This is a genomic window from Streptomyces sp. JH34 (assembly GCF_029428875.1).
Classification (GTDB): domain Bacteria; phylum Actinomycetota; class Actinomycetes; order Streptomycetales; family Streptomycetaceae; genus Streptomyces.
Map to the genome: position 1 here is coordinate 5,312,915 of NZ_JAJSOO010000001.1, position 13,444 is coordinate 5,326,358.

A 13,444-nucleotide genomic window follows, 5' to 3' on the forward strand; every position below is an offset into this window, starting at 1 on the left:
CCCCCTCACAGGGTCCTCGCCGACCTGCGGTAGGACAGCACCGCGTACCCGCCGAACAGCAGCAGCCACGCACCCAGCACGGCCACGGACCCGGCCGCCGGGGCGCGCCCCGCGATCGTCGCCCAGCCAAGGTCGGCGAAGGCGTGCGCGGGGGTGAACCCGCCCACGGTCCGCAGCCATCCGGGGAACATGCCGAGCGGGAACCACAGCCCGCCGACGACCGCGAAGCCCATCAGGCAGGCCACGTTGACCACCCCCGTCCCCTGGGGGGTGAGCCGGTAGCCGTTGCCGATGCCGAGCAGGGTGAACGGCAGCGCGCCGATCCACAGCAGCAGTACCAGCGCGCCCCACTGCCAGGGCGCCATCCGGACCCCGTTGACGAGCGCCCCCGCCGACAGGACGGTCAGGACGGTCGGCAGGACGGTCACCGAACCGCTGACCGCGCGTCCCGCCACCGCGCGCCCCGGGGACAGCGGTGTGATCCTCAACTGACGCAGCCAGCCGAGGGACTTGTCCGACGCGATGCCCGTGCCGATCGCCATCGAGGACCCGAGTGCCCCGTACGCCGCCATGCCGACCATGGACGCGGCCTTCCAGTCGTCGTACGCGCCGCCCCCTCCGAGGTTCGTGAAGAGCAGATACATCATCACCGGCATGCCCGTCCCGAAGACCAGGAACGTGGGATCGCGCAGGGTCCTGCGGATCTCCAGGGCGATGTAGGGGAACATCACTCGGCCTCCTTCCCGGGACCGGCCGCCGCGCCCGCGGCGGGGGAGGTGAGGAGGAGGAACGCGTCCTCCAGGGTGGCCCTGCTGACCTGGAGCCCGCGTACGGCACCCATCCTGGCCAGTTCGACGACCGTCGCGTCCGAGTCGTCCGTGCGCAGCAGAGCCCGGTCCCCGTGCACCTCGACCGCCGTGACACCGGGCAGCGAGTCCAGCCCCGCGGCGGGCCGGCCGGCCAGGTCGAGGGAGACCACGCCGCCGCCCGCCGACCGCTTGATCACCTCGCCGCTGCCGTCCGCGACGATCCTGCCGAGGTCCAGGACGACGATCCGGCCGGCGTGCGCGTCGGCCTCCTCCAGATGATGCGTGGAGAACAGGACGGTGACGCCGCGTTCCGCGCAGGACCGGATCGAGGCCCAGAACGCGTTCCTCGCCTCGACGTCCAGGGCGGCCGTCGGCTCGTCCAGCACGACCAGTTCGGGATCACCGGCAAGCGCCACCGCGAACCGGACGCGCTGGACCTGTCCGCCGGACAGCTTGTCGACCCGCCGGCCGGCGTACTCCGCCACCCCGGCGAGGGCGAGTGCCTCGGCCACGGGCAGGGGGTGCGGATGGAGCGCCGCGACGAAGCGGACCAGCTCACCCACCGTCACCCGGGGGATCGGCCGGCCGTCCTGGAGCATCGCGCCGGCCAGGCCGGCACGCACCGCCCGGTCAGGGGTGCGGCCGAGGAGGCGGACCGTGCCGGAGTCCGGCACGTCCAGGCCCAGCAGGAGACCGATGGCCGTGGACTTGCCCGCCCCGTTGCGCCCCAGCAGTGCGACGGTCTCGCCCCGCCCGACCGTCAGATCGATGCCGTCGACCGCCCGGACGGTGCGTCCTGCCGTCCTGAACGTCTTCACCGCGGCGGTGAACTCCACTGCCGGGCCCGCGACCCTGGCCCCCGCCGTGCCCGCGCCCGTGTCCCTTGCTCGTGCCGGGCCTGCCGGGCCTGCCGGGCCTGCCGGGCCTGCCGTCACCGTCCTTGCCGGGCCTGTCCCCGACGTCCCCGATGTCTCCGTCGTCCGTGTCATGGCGACGACCCTACGGATCGGGGCGTGCCCTGCGGCAGGGGTGTATGTACGGACACGACGATGACAAATGTCCTGGGAACGCCCGCTGTTGGGCTTCCTCCGTGTCCGTCTGTCTCCGCACACCGCCCACCGCCCACCGCCCACCGCACGTGCGAGGGCCGTCGCAGCCGGACGGCTGCGACGGCCCTCGTGTTCCTGCGGAGTGGTTCAGGCCGCCGCGCTGCCACCTCCTTCGGAGGGACGGCGGTGACGGCCGTGCGGCTGCGCGTTCACGCTCTCCGCAGATGCGCCCCCTCGGTGCTTTCCGTAGCCGCCGGCTTCGCCCCGGGCCGTGTCCGCCTCGGGCGGACGGGTCTGGGTCGTGTCGGTTCGGGCCTCAGGCATGTGGGAAGTCTCCCCGTTGCAATCGCTTACGTGTGTGTCGCAGCCCCGCCGCCCCCCGGCGCGGTCACCGTCGGCGCCCGCACGGAACGGCTGCGTAGCCCCGTCGAGAGTTTATCCAGGTGCGTCGCGCCCGGTGAGAGGCGCCTGCCCCAACGGAACGGGTTTGCACATACCGAAAGCCGGTGTCCTCCCGGACGTCTCCGTTCCGCGCGCGGCGGCCCGGCGGGGCTCGTCCACGGGCGCCTCCAGCAGCGCCACGGCACAGGGCGCGCCCTCCTGCGCGTACGGCAGGTGCAGCACGCCTTCCCGGGTCCAGAAACCGGACCCGGCCGGCCACCCGCCGGGGCCCGCGAACTGGTGCAGTCGACGGCCCGAAGGACGCCACAGCCCCACCCGGTCGCCCGCGGCCCCGTCGATCCGCAGGGCCACCGCACAGCTCTCCGGCATCAGCATCTGGCCGGGCTGCACGGCGAACGGCGTAAGCGTGGCGTCCGGCACGCGCAGGCACTCCGGGAACCTCACTGGCAGACAGCTGCCGAGCACCCCCCAGCCGAGCCGGTCGTGGCCGGGCGCGTCCGACCGGACCAGCAGCAGACCGCTGTCGGCGTCCGCCGTCAGCAGGCGGTCGTTGCTCTCCGGGGCGATCTGCAGCAGCGGAGTCACCTCTCCGCCACGCTCCAGGTCCAGCACGACCGCCTTCACGGGGCCGCCACCGGGCATCTGCCGGTCCAGGGCGAGCAGTCGGCCCTCACGGTCCAGCCAGACACCGCCCGAACAGCGTCCCGGGACGTCCGCGAGGTGCTCGGGGCCGAACTCGCCGCCCGCCACCAGCCATACCGCGGTGGAGCGTGCGCCGGGGAGCAGCGCGAGGACGCTCACACCGTCCGGGGACGGGGGCAGGAGCGCGAGGTCCGCGCAGTCGAGCGCGCCCAGCAGGAGTTCACCCGTAACGGGCCCGGTCGGATAGAGCAGCGAGAACGTGTGCCGGTCGGCGGTGACCCGCCGGCGGATCAGGACCCGCCCGTCCGAGAGCGGCAGGACATCGGCCTCGGGCTCCTCCGGCTGGTCGAGGGGGAGGGGCACGGCGTAGGGCTCGGGGCCGTCCAGCGTCCAGCGCTCGGCGTACCAGGCGGGCCCGCCCGCCGTCCCGGCCCCGGTGAGCCGCGCCGCGTACGCGCGGTCGGCGGACAGGACGAGCGGCTGCGCCACCGGACGCGGCGGATCCGCGGGCCGGACCGCCACCCCGTCCGCCACGGGAGGCGCGGTCCGTGAGGGAGGTGGAGGAGACGCGGCGGCACCGGTCCGCGCGAGCGTGAAGAAGGGCGCGGTCGTCGACCGTGCCGGGGCGGGAGGAGCCGGGGGCATCGGCGGGACCGGCGGTGCGGAAGGGGCGGCGGCAGGCAGGGGAGGAGCGGGCGCCACGGTCCTGCCCGGCTCGGCGCGCGATCCCGCACCCTCGCCCGTGCCCGCCCCGTCGCGCGTACCCGTCCCTTCGCGAGCGGTCCAGGACGGGACCCGGGGGCCGACACCACCGAGGCCGACACCACCGAGGCCGAGGCTGCCGGGACCGAGCCGCCCGGGATCGGCGCTGCCGGGGCCGACGGCGACGACGGCCACGGTGGCGGTGGCGTGAGGCGCCCCCGCACCGCGCGGACCGTTGTCCCGCGCATCCGCCCGCGCCGCGGCCGGTCCGGGGTCCGGGCCGGACGCCCCCTCCGCGGCCGCTCCGGGGCCCGGGCCGGGCGTCCCCATGGTGGCCGGGCCGGTGTCCCGGTCCGCCGCCCCTGCTCTGACCGGGTCCGCGCCCTCGTCCGACGCTCCCGTGACGCGGGGTTTCACCGGCTCCGCCGCTCCGTCCGGATCCGCCGGTCCGGGTGCGGGCTCGGCCGTCGCGGCAGCCCCTGCGACTCCGGCGGTCTTGTCCTCGATGGCACAGGCAGTCATGGTCCGGTCACCTCCGGCAACAGAAGCTAGGTTTCGGACTCCCCGCCGGACAACGTCAGCCACCCCCTTTCACACATAAGGGTGTCGGTGTCCGGATTCGCCTGCGGAAGCGGGGGTGCCTGTGCTGCCCTATCTGCGTGCATCTAAGGTGAGGCTTTCCTAAGAACTTCCTGTGTCCTCCCTGAACCGGAGCAGAACATGTCCCTCAGAAGCCGCGGCACCGCCGCGATCGGTCTCGCGGTCGCGGCCGCACTCTCCCTCTCGGCGTGCGGCGGCGACGACACGGCGGGCGGTTCGGCGGGCGGCGACACCGGCGGCGACAAGAAGGCGGCCGTCGCCACGGGCGGCAAGGACTTCGCCGACGCCGCGAAGAAGACGGCGGAGTACGGCACCGACGCCGCGGCCGGCGAGTTCCCCCGCACGGTCACCCACGCCATGGGCAGCACCTCGATCGAGGCCGCGCCCGAGCGCGTGGTCGTGCTCGACGTCGGCGAGTTCGACAACGTGGTCTCGCTCGGTGTGAAGCCGGTCGGTTACGCCCCCTCCGAAGGGGACGAGGCCATCCCGTCGTACCTGGAGAAGGACGCCGGGGACCCGGTGAGCGTCGGGACGATCAACAGCCTCAACCTCGAAGCGATCGCCGGTCTGAAGCCGGACCTGATCCTCGGCAGCCAGCTGCGCGCCGCGGACACGTACGACGAGCTCTCGAAGATCGCGCCGACCGTGTTCTCCATCCGTCCGGGCTTCACCTGGAAGGAGAACTACCTCCTGAACGCCGCCGCGCTCGACAGGACCGCGAAGGCGAAGTCCGAGCTCGCCGCCTACGAGGCGAACGCGAAGAAGCTCGGCGAGGACATCGGTCCCGACAAGCCGACGATCTCGATGGTCCGCTACCTGCCGGACAAGATCCGCCTCTACGCCAAGGCGTCCTTCATCGGCACGATCCTCCAGGACGTGGGTCTGCCGCGGCCCGCGAACCAGCAGATCGACGATCTCGCCGCGGAGATCAGCCCGGAGAACATCGACCAGGCGGACGCCGACTGGATCTTCACCGGCGTCTACGGCGACGCGAAGGCCACCAAGCGCGACACCGCCCGCGCCAACCCGCTCTGGAAGAACCTCGCCGCGGTGAAGGCCGGCCGGGCCAAGGACGTCTCCGACGAGACCTGGTACCTCGGTCTCGGCGTCACCTCCGCGAACCTCGTCCTCGACGACCTCCGCGCCGACCTCGTCAAGTAACGATTCGCACCGGCCGCCGGTCCCGCTCCCCGGGCTCCGGCGGCCAGGGGCGGCGGGGCACGACGGACAGGTAGCCTTTCCCCCGTGCCCCGTCTGTCTGAAGTCATCGCCGAGCTCGACGCCCTCTGGCCTCCCGAGCGGGCCGAAGGATGGGACGCCGTCGGCACCGTCTGCGGCGACCCCGGAGCGGACGTCGACCGGGTCCTCTTCGCCGTCGACCCCGTGCAGCAGATCGCGGACGAGGCCCGCGACCTCGGTGCCCAGCTGATCGTCACCCACCACCCGCTCTACCTGCGCGGTACGACGACGGTCGCGGCCACCACCTTCAAGGGCCGGGTCGTGCACGGGCTCATCAGGAACGGCATCGCCCTGCACGTCGCACACACCAACGCCGACACCGCCGACCCCGGGGTCTCCGACGCCCTCGCCGGTTCCCTGGACCTGCGGGTCACCGGCCCGCTCGTGCCGGACCCCACCGACGCGGCGGGCCGCCGCGGACTCGGTCGCGTCTGCGAGCTCGACCACCCCGAGACCCTCCGCGACTTCGCCGCCCGCGCCGCCGCCCGGCTGCCCGCCACCGCGCAGGGCATCCGGCTGGCCGGTGACCCGGACGCCCTCGTGCGCAGGGTCGCGGTGAGCGGCGGCTCCGGCGACAGCCTCTTCGACGCCGTGCGGGCCGCGGGTGTGGACGCCTTCCTCACCGCCGACCTGCGCCACCACCCGGCCTCCGAGGCCGTCCAGCACTCGCCGCTCGGCCTCGTCGATGCCGCACACTGGGCCACCGAATGGCCCTGGTGCGAGCAGGCCGCCGCGCAGCTCGACGCGATTTCCGACCGCCACGGATGGGACCTCCGGGTCCACGTCTCGAAGCAGGTCACCGACCCCTGGACCACCCACCACTCTTCTGGAGCCCCCAACTGAACGCCGCGCCCGCCGACCAGATCCGACTCCTCGAAGTCCAGGCACTCGACGTACGTCTGTCGCAGCTCTCCCACAAGCGCACGTCGCTGCCCGAGCACGCCGAGCTCGACTCGCTCAACAGCGACCTCGCACAGCTGCGCGACCTGCTCGTCGCCTCGCAGACCGAGGAGAGCGACACCACCCGCGAGCAGACCAAGGCGGAGCAGGACGTGGACCAGGTGCGCCAGCGCGCCGTCCGCGACCAGCAGCGGCTCGACTCCGGGGCGGTCTCCTCGCCGAAGGACCTGGAGAACCTGCAGCGCGAGATCACCTCGCTGGCCAAGCGCCAGGGTGACCTCGAGGACGTCGTCCTCGAGATCATGGAGCGCCGCGAGTCCGCCCAGGAGCGCGTCACCGAGCTGACCGAACGCGTCGGCGCGGTGCAGGCCAAGGTCGACGACGCGACCGCCCGCCGGGACGCCGCGACCCAGGAGCTCGACGCCGAGGCCGCCACCGTCTCCAAGGACCGCGAGGTCGTCGCGGGTGCCGTTCCCGCCGACCTGCTGAAGCTCTACGACAAGCTGCGCGCCCAGCAGGGCGGCGTCGGCGCGGCCCGGCTCTACCAGCGCCGCTGCGAGGGCTGCCGCCTGGAGCTGAACATCACCGAGGTCAACGACGTGAAGGCCGCGTCCCCCGACACGGTGCTGCGCTGCGAGAACTGTCACCGCATCCTGGTCCGCACCTCGGAGTCGGGCCTGTAATGCCCGCACCCCGCCGGCTGGTCGTCGAGGCGGACGGCGGCTCCCGGGGCAACCCGGGGCCCGCCGGCTACGGCGCCGTCGTCCTCGACCCCGTCGACGCCGCCACGCTCGCGGAGGCGGCCGAGTACATCGGCGTCGCCACGAACAACGTGGCGGAGTACCGGGGGCTGATCGCCGGTCTCACGGCGGTCAGGGACCTGTTCCCGGACACGCCCGTGCAGGTCCGCGTCCGGATGGACTCCAAGCTGGTGGTCGAGCAGATGTCGGGGCGCTGGAAGATCAAGCACCCCGACATGAAGCCGCTCGCCGAGGAGGCCGCACGCGTCCTGCCCGCCTCCTCGGTCACGTACGAGTGGATCCCGCGCGCGGAGAACAAGCACGCGGACCGGCTCGCCAACGAGGCCATGGACGCCGGCAAGCGGGGCGAGCAGTGGGACCCGGGGGCCTCGACCGCCGACGTGGAGACGACGCGCACGCGTATCCTCCACGAGCAGCAGCCTCCGTCCGGACCGCCCGGCGACGCGGTCGCCGGTGCCGCGAAGGTCCGCGCCGCCCTGGCCGCGGCCCGGCCGGTGGCCGCCCCGCAGCCGGAATCCGCCCAGGCCCCGCAGGTGGGCTGGGGCAGTGCGCCGGACCTGGGCGCGCCCGCCACGTTCCTCCTGCTCCGGCACGGCGAGACCGCCCTCACCCCCGAGAAGCGGTTCTCGGGAAGCGGTGGCAGCGACCCCGAGCTGTCGGAGGCCGGCCGTCGGCAGGCCGCCTGCGCGGCGGAGGCGTTCGCGGCACAGGGCACGGTCCAGGAGATCGTGAGCTCCCCGCTGCGACGCTGCCGTGAGACGGCGGAAGCCGTGGCCGGACGGCTCGGCCTGGAGGTCCGTGTCGAGGACGGCCTGCGCGAGACCGACTTCGGCGTCTGGGAGGGCCTCACCTTCGCCGAGGTACGGGAGCGCCACGGCGCGGACCTCACCGCCTGGCTGGCGTCGCCCGACGCGGCGCCCACGGGCGGCGGCGAGAGCTTCGCCGAGGTGGCGGAGCGGGTCTCGGCGGCACGCGACCGGCTGATCGCCCGTCACGCGGGCCGCACGGCGCTCCTGGTCACCCACGTCACCCCGATCAAGACCCTGGTGCGGCTCGCGCTCGGCGCCCCTCCGGAGTCGCTGTTCCGCATGGAGCTCTCACCCGCCTCCGTCTCGACGGTGGCGTACTACGCCGACGGGAACGCGTCGCTGAGACTCCTCAACGACACCTCGCACCTGCGGTAGGGCGTCGGGTGACCTGGTCCACGGGACTCCTGGGCTTCGTCGCCGGACTGCTGATCTCGGTGGCGACCGCGCCCGTGGGAGTGTCAGGCGCGGTGTTCCTGCTGCCTGCGCAGGTCAGCGTCCTGGGCGTGCCGAGCCCGGCGGTGACCCCGACCAACCTGCTGTACAACGTGGTCTCGTGCCCCGGCGCGCTCCTGCGCTACCGCCGCGGCGGTGCGCTGCGCGGTCCGCTGACCCGGCTGCTCGTGGCGGGCGCCGTACCGGGCGTGGTGATCGGGGCGGTGGTCCGGGTCTTCGCCGTGCCGGGGCCCACGGTCTTCCGGGCGTTCGTCGCCGTCCTGCTGTTCCCGCTGGGTGCCTGGCTCTGCGTGCGTACGCTGCGCCCCGTCCGCCGCACGGACGAGGCGGTGCCCCTGTCGCCCCGGGCCACCAGGGCCCTCGCCCTCGCAGTCGGGATCGCGGGCGGCGTGTACGGGATCGGCGGCGGCTCCCTGATCGGTCCGGTACTCGTCGGGCGGGGGGTGCCCGTCGCCAAGGTCGCGCCCGCCGCGCTGGCCTGCACGTTCGTCACGTCCCTTGCGGGGGCGGGCGCATACGCGTTGCTGTCGCTGACGGCCACCGGTGACATCGCGCCCGACTGGGCACTCGGCCTGGCCTGCGGCCTCGGCGGGCTCTACGGCGGCTACCTGGGAGCACGGCTCCAGCCCCGCCTCCCCGAGAAGGCGCTGAGGCTCCTGCTGGGCGTCCTCGCCCTGGGCATCGGCCTGCTGTACGCGGTCCGGGCGGCGAGCTGAGCCCGGGGCTCAGCCGCGGCCCAGTGCCGACGCCCCGGCGGCCAGCCGCTCCACGCGCGCCCAGTCCTTCGCCGCCACCGCGTCGCCGGGCACCATCCAGCTGCCGCCGACACAGCCGACGTTGGGCAGGGCCAGATACGACGGTGCCGAGGCCAGGGAGACGCCGCCCGTCGGGCAGAAGCGGGCCTGGGGGAGCGGCGAGGCCAGTGCCTTCAGATACGCGGTGCCGCCCGCGGCCTCGGCGGGGAAGAACTTCATCTCCGTGATCCCGCGCTCCAGCAGCGCCACGACCTCGGACGTCGTCGAGACGCCCGGCAGGAACGGCAGGCCCGAGGCCTTCATCGCGTCCAGCAGGGCGTCCGTCCAGCCGGGGCTGACCAGGAAGCGGGCCCCTGCCGCGACGGTCTCCGCCACGTGCGCCGGGGAGATGACCGTGCCCGCGCCGACCACGGCGTCCGGGACCTCCGAGGCGATCGCCCGGATCGCGTCGAGGGCGGCGGCCGTGCGCAGCGTGACCTCGATGGCGGGCAGTCCGCCCGCGACGAGCGCGCGGGCCAGCGGCACGGCGTCGGCCGCGTCCTCCAGGACGACGACGGGGACGACGGGGGCGAGGTCCAGCACGGAGGCGGACACGGCGGCGGGCGCGGAGGAGGTCATGGACTCATCCTGCCGCGAGGACCGCACAATGCGCAACGAGCGTTGCGCATGATGCAACGCACCTCCGACAGGTCAGTGGATCTCCGTGACCACCACGTCGAGCGCCCAGGGCCGCCCCGCCCGCTCGGGGGCCTTCGCCTCCACCACGTATCCGAGGTCGCGCAGTGCCTCCACCAGCTCCGCGGGACCCTTCGGGCGGGCCCCGGCCGACAGCAGGTCGCGCACCATCCGGCCCTTGGTGGCCTTGTTGAAGTGGCTGACCACGGACCGCTTCTCCACCCCGTCCACGACCCGGGACTGGAGCACGCGCACGCTCACCGTGCGCTCCGCGACCTCGCCCGAGGGCTTCCACGCCCCGGCGTACGCGGACGAACGCAGGTCGAGGACCGGCCCGGTCCCGGCCGCCTCCGGCATGACCGAGGCCATCGGGGCGCGCCAGTGCGCGTTCAGGGCGCCCAGCCCCGGCAGCTTCACCCCCATCGAGCAGCGGTACGAGGGGATCCGGTCGCCCACCCGCACCGCGCCCCACAGCCCCGAGAAGACCAGCAGCGACGTCCCGGCCCGCCGCTTGGCCGCGGTGTCCAGCGTGGCCAGGCCGAGGGCGTCGTACAGCACCCCGGTGTAGATCTCCCCGGCCGGCCGGGTCCCGGATGTCCGCAGCTCAGCGTTCTTCGCGATCTCGCCCCGCAGCCCCTCGCTCAGGCCGAGCACCTCGCGGGCCTTCTCCTCGTCCGCCACGCACAGCTCGACCAGCTCGTCGAGGATCGCGGCCCGGGCGTCAGCGAGGCCCGGCAGGGACAGGGACTCCGGCTTGAGCGGCGCCCCGCGCCCCGAGGCGGCCTTACCTTCGGAGGGCGGCAACAGCACGAGCACGGGCGATCTCCTTCATACGCGGCTCAGGGCCTCTCACACGCGAGAAGCCCTCCGGCAAGGGTACGGTCCGGCCCGCGCCGGGTCCGCCGGGAGACCGGGATGCCGACCCCGTCGCCCCCGCCTACGCTCGATGGCATGCCCCGCCGCCAGCTTCGTATGACCGGCGCGGACGGCGCCCCGCTGAGGGCGGCCCTGCACGCGCTGCGCCTCCGCCTCGGCCTGCCCGCCGGCTTCCCGCCCGCCGTCATGGCCGAAGCCGCGGAGGCGGCCGGGTCCCCGGACCTGTCGGGCCACCGGGACGCCACCGACCTGCCGTTCCTCACCATCGATCCGCCGGACTCCACGGACCTCGACCAGGCGATGTACCTGGAGCGCCGTCCGCACGGCTTCCGGGTGCACTACGCCATCGCCGACGTCGCCGCCTTCGTCCGGCCCGGCGGGGCGCTCGACGCCGAGGCGCACCGGCGTGTGACGACCCTGTACTTCCCCGACGGCAAGGTCCCCCTGCACCCTCCGGTGCTCTCCGAGGGAGCCGCGAGTCTCCTCCCCGGCGGGCCCCGCCCCGCCGCGCTCTGGCGGATCGACCTCGACACCGAGGGCCGCACAGTCGCCACCGAGGTGCGCCGGGCCCTCGTGCGCAGCCGCGCGAAGCTCGGGTACGCGGACGTCCAGCGGCAGATCGACGCCGGTACCGCGGAGGAACCGCTCGCCCTGCTGAAGGACATCGGCCTCCTCCGCGAGCAGCAGGAGACCGTCCGGGGCGGCATCTCGCTCGACGTGCCCGAGCAGGAGATGGTCGAACGCGACGGAGGCTACGACCTCGACTACCGCGCACCCGTGCCCGCCGAGAGGTGGAACGCCCAGATCTCCCTGCTCACCGGCATGGCCGCCGCCGGGATCATGCGGGACTCGGGCACCGGCATCCTGCGGACGCTGCCGGTCGCCCCCGACGGCGCCGTCGCCCGGCTCAGGCGCTCCGCCGAAGCGCTGCACATCGACTGGCCGCACCACGTCGCGTACGCCGAGGTGGTGCGCTCCCTCGACCCCAAGGAGGCCGCCCATGCCGCCTTCCTCCAGGAGTGCACCACGCTCCTGCGCGGCGCCGGGTACAGCGTGTTCGACCACGGAGAGCTCCCCGCACCGGCCGTGCACGCCGCCGTCGCCGAGCTCTACACCCACTGCACCGCGCCGCTGCGCCGCCTCGTCGACCGCTACGCCGCCGAGCTGTGCCTCGCGGCGAGCGCCGGGCGGGAGCCGCCGGAGTGGCTGCTGCAGGCGCTGGACGGCCTGCCGAAGGAGATGGCCGAGGGGACCCGCCGCGCGAACACCGTGGAGCGCGAGTGCGTGGACCTCACGGAGGCGGCGCTGCTCGGGGGCCGGGTCGGCCAGGTCTTCGACGCCTTCGTGATCGACGTCGAGGACGACGACCCGGCCGTGGGCACCGTGCACGTCCAGGACCCGGCGATCGTCGCCCGGATCGAGTCCGGTGCCCCGCTCCCGCTGGGCGAGCGGCTCCAGGTGCGCCTCACCCGGGCGGACCTCGGCCCGACGAAGGTGCTGTTCGCACCCGCCTGAGCGCGGGCGGGCGCCCGGGGCCGCCCGGCGCCAGGTCCGTGACGACCGGCTTGTCCGCATCTCGTACGATCACGTCCTCGGTTGCGGACTGCGTACCGACTCCGTACCAGGGAAGGTCTTACGCGTGAGTGACCTCGCCATCGCCCCCACGGCCGACAGGCCCCGGCAGATCATCGCCGCCGCGCGTGCACTGCTGGAGGCGGAGGGTCCGGAAGCGCTCACCATGCGCCGGCTGGCGGACCGGGTGGGCGTGAAGGCGCCGTCCCTCTACAAGCACTTCCCGGACAAGTCCTCCGTGGTGGCGGCCCTGGCCGCCGAGATGCTCGGCGAGACCGCCGGGGTGCTCACGGCCGCCGAGGCGGCGGCCCCCGGCTCCTTCTCCGCACTCGCCACCGCCTACCGCGCCTACGCCCTGGCGCACCCCCACCTCTACCTCCTCACGATGGGCCGCGCCCTCCCCGCCGGGGGAGCGGCGGACGCCGCGGCCGCCCCGCTGTTCCGTGCCGCCGGTGGCGACGAGGACCGGGCCCGGGCGGCCTGGGCCTTCGCCCACGGCATGGTCGTCCTGGAGCTCAACGGCCGCTTCCCACCGGGCGCCGACCTCTCCGCGGCCTGGGAGGCGGGCATCGCGGCCTTCACCCCCGGCCCCGCCGGGTAGCATGGTGACCACGGCAGACGAGCCGGGCGGACGGCCGCGTGAGGATCCCAGGATCCTCCCGAGGAACGTCCGGGCTCCACAGGGCAGGGTGATGGCTAACGGCCACCCGGGGTGACCCGCGGGACAGTGCCACAGAAAACAGACCGCCGGGGACCTCGGTCCCCGGTAAGGGTGAAACGGTGGTGTAAGAGACCACCAGCGTCCGAGGCGACTCGGACGGCTAGGTAAACCCCACCCGGAGCAAGGTCAAGAGGGAGCGCCCCGGTGCTCCTGCGCGAACGTCCGAGGGCTGCCCGCCCGAGTTCGCGGGTAGACCGCACGAGACCGGCAGCAATGCCGGTCCTAGATGGATGGCCGTCTCCCCGGCCGCCGCGAGGCGACCGGGCGACAGAACCCGGCGTACAGCCCGACTCGTCTGCCGCTCCACTCGCGGTCCCCCCCACGGAAACGTACGGCTCGCCCTGGAAACGGGCCTTTGACCCGCGCCGCCGGCCGGTCGGCGATCCGGGGCCACGCCCTCCGCGTCCCGGAAGGTCCGGGCCCGTCGTCCCGCCCTTGCCCGCCGGCCCGGCAGCTGTTCCAGCCGTTGGCCGGCTCCC

At 74.2% G+C, this 13,444-nt stretch carries 12 protein-coding genes and 1 other RNA gene; 8 read left to right on the forward strand and 5 right to left on the reverse strand.

The features are described from left to right. Positions 1-5: 5 nt before the first annotated feature. The 3 genes from LWJ43_RS23805 to LWJ43_RS23815 form a co-directional block, all read right to left on the reverse strand. Positions 6-728, reverse strand: coding sequence for an ABC transporter permease (locus LWJ43_RS23805; protein ID WP_277334247.1), 723 nt, complete (start codon positions 726-728; stop codon positions 6-8). Beyond that, positions 728-1,645, reverse strand: coding sequence for an ABC transporter ATP-binding protein (locus LWJ43_RS23810; RefSeq protein ID WP_277335972.1), 918 nt, complete (start codon positions 1,643-1,645; stop codon positions 728-730). Before LWJ43_RS23810 ends, LWJ43_RS23805 begins: the two co-directional genes overlap by 1 nt. Positions 1,646-2,293: 648 nt before the next feature. Continuing rightward, on the reverse strand, positions 2,294-3,547 hold the full coding sequence (locus LWJ43_RS23815; RefSeq protein ID WP_277335973.1) for a hypothetical protein: 1,254 nt from the start codon (positions 3,545-3,547) through the stop codon (positions 2,294-2,296). Positions 3,548-4,324: 777 nt separating this feature from the next. Here LWJ43_RS23815 and LWJ43_RS23820 point away from each other — a divergent pair. The 5 genes from LWJ43_RS23820 to LWJ43_RS23840 all read left to right on the forward strand — a co-directional run bounded on the left by LWJ43_RS23820 (position 4,325) and on the right by LWJ43_RS23840 (position 9,082). Then, positions 4,325-5,365, forward strand: coding sequence for an ABC transporter substrate-binding protein (locus LWJ43_RS23820; RefSeq protein ID WP_277334248.1), 1,041 nt, complete (start codon positions 4,325-4,327; stop codon positions 5,363-5,365). A gap of 84 nt (positions 5,366-5,449) precedes the next feature. Further along, positions 5,450-6,286 carry a Nif3-like dinuclear metal center hexameric protein gene (locus LWJ43_RS23825; RefSeq protein WP_277334249.1) on the forward strand — a complete coding sequence of 279 codons (837 nt, stop codon included), beginning with the start codon at positions 5,450-5,452 and terminating at the stop codon, positions 6,284-6,286. After that, a complete protein-coding gene (locus tag LWJ43_RS23830; RefSeq protein ID WP_277335974.1) occupies positions 6,283-7,026 on the forward strand; it encodes a zinc ribbon domain-containing protein in 744 nt (247 codons plus the stop codon). Before LWJ43_RS23825 ends, LWJ43_RS23830 begins: the two co-directional genes overlap by 4 nt. Then, complete coding sequence (locus LWJ43_RS23835; RefSeq protein ID WP_277334250.1) at positions 7,026-8,288, forward strand: bifunctional RNase H/acid phosphatase; 1,263 nt, start codon at positions 7,026-7,028, stop codon at positions 8,286-8,288. Before LWJ43_RS23830 ends, LWJ43_RS23835 begins: the two co-directional genes overlap by 1 nt. 8 nt (positions 8,289-8,296) lie before the next feature. Continuing rightward, positions 8,297-9,082, forward strand: a complete 786-nt coding sequence (locus LWJ43_RS23840) for a sulfite exporter TauE/SafE family protein (RefSeq protein ID WP_277334251.1) — start codon at positions 8,297-8,299, stop codon at positions 9,080-9,082. A gap of 9 nt (positions 9,083-9,091) precedes the next feature. On the opposite strand, the gene eda is transcribed toward LWJ43_RS23840, so the two are convergent. Both eda and yaaA read right to left on the reverse strand, forming a co-directional pair. Continuing rightward, positions 9,092-9,739, reverse strand: a complete 648-nt coding sequence (gene eda, locus LWJ43_RS23845; protein ID WP_277334252.1) for a bifunctional 4-hydroxy-2-oxoglutarate aldolase/2-dehydro-3-deoxy-phosphogluconate aldolase — start codon at positions 9,737-9,739, stop codon at positions 9,092-9,094. A gap of 72 nt (positions 9,740-9,811) precedes the next feature. Next, a complete protein-coding gene (gene yaaA, locus LWJ43_RS23850) occupies positions 9,812-10,612 on the reverse strand; it encodes a peroxide stress protein YaaA (RefSeq protein WP_277334253.1) in 801 nt (266 codons plus the stop codon). Between the two features lie 156 nt (positions 10,613-10,768). Between yaaA and LWJ43_RS23855 the strand changes: the two genes are divergently transcribed. From LWJ43_RS23855 to rnpB, 3 genes are all read left to right on the forward strand, one after another. Further along, positions 10,769-12,187, forward strand: a complete 1,419-nt coding sequence (locus LWJ43_RS23855; protein ID WP_277335975.1) for an RNB domain-containing ribonuclease — start codon at positions 10,769-10,771, stop codon at positions 12,185-12,187. Positions 12,188-12,311: 124 nt separating this feature from the next. Beyond that, a complete protein-coding gene (locus tag LWJ43_RS23860) occupies positions 12,312-12,845 on the forward strand; it encodes a TetR/AcrR family transcriptional regulator (RefSeq protein ID WP_277334254.1) in 534 nt (177 codons plus the stop codon). An 18-nt stretch (positions 12,846-12,863) separates the two neighbouring features. Further along, positions 12,864-13,263, forward strand: an RNA gene (gene rnpB, locus LWJ43_RS23865) — RNase P RNA component class A. The last annotated feature ends 181 nt before the right edge of the window (positions 13,264-13,444 follow it).

Coding starts and splice junctions, on each gene's coding strand:
- LWJ43_RS23805 (WP_277334247.1), bottom strand. CDS start 728: ATGTTCCCCTACATCGCCCTGGAGATCCGCAGGACCCTGCGCGATCCC.
- LWJ43_RS23815 (WP_277335973.1), bottom strand. CDS start 3,547: ATGCCCCCGGCTCCTCCCGCCCCGGCACGGTCGACGACCGCGCCCTTC.
- LWJ43_RS23820 (WP_277334248.1), top strand. CDS start 4,325: ATGTCCCTCAGAAGCCGCGGCACCGCCGCGATCGGTCTCGCGGTCGCG.
- LWJ43_RS23835 (WP_277334250.1), top strand. CDS start 7,026: ATGCCCGCACCCCGCCGGCTGGTCGTCGAGGCGGACGGCGGCTCCCGG.
- eda (WP_277334252.1), bottom strand. CDS start 9,739: ATGACCTCCTCCGCGCCCGCCGCCGTGTCCGCCTCCGTGCTGGACCTC.
- LWJ43_RS23855 (WP_277335975.1), top strand. CDS start 10,769: ATGACCGGCGCGGACGGCGCCCCGCTGAGGGCGGCCCTGCACGCGCTG.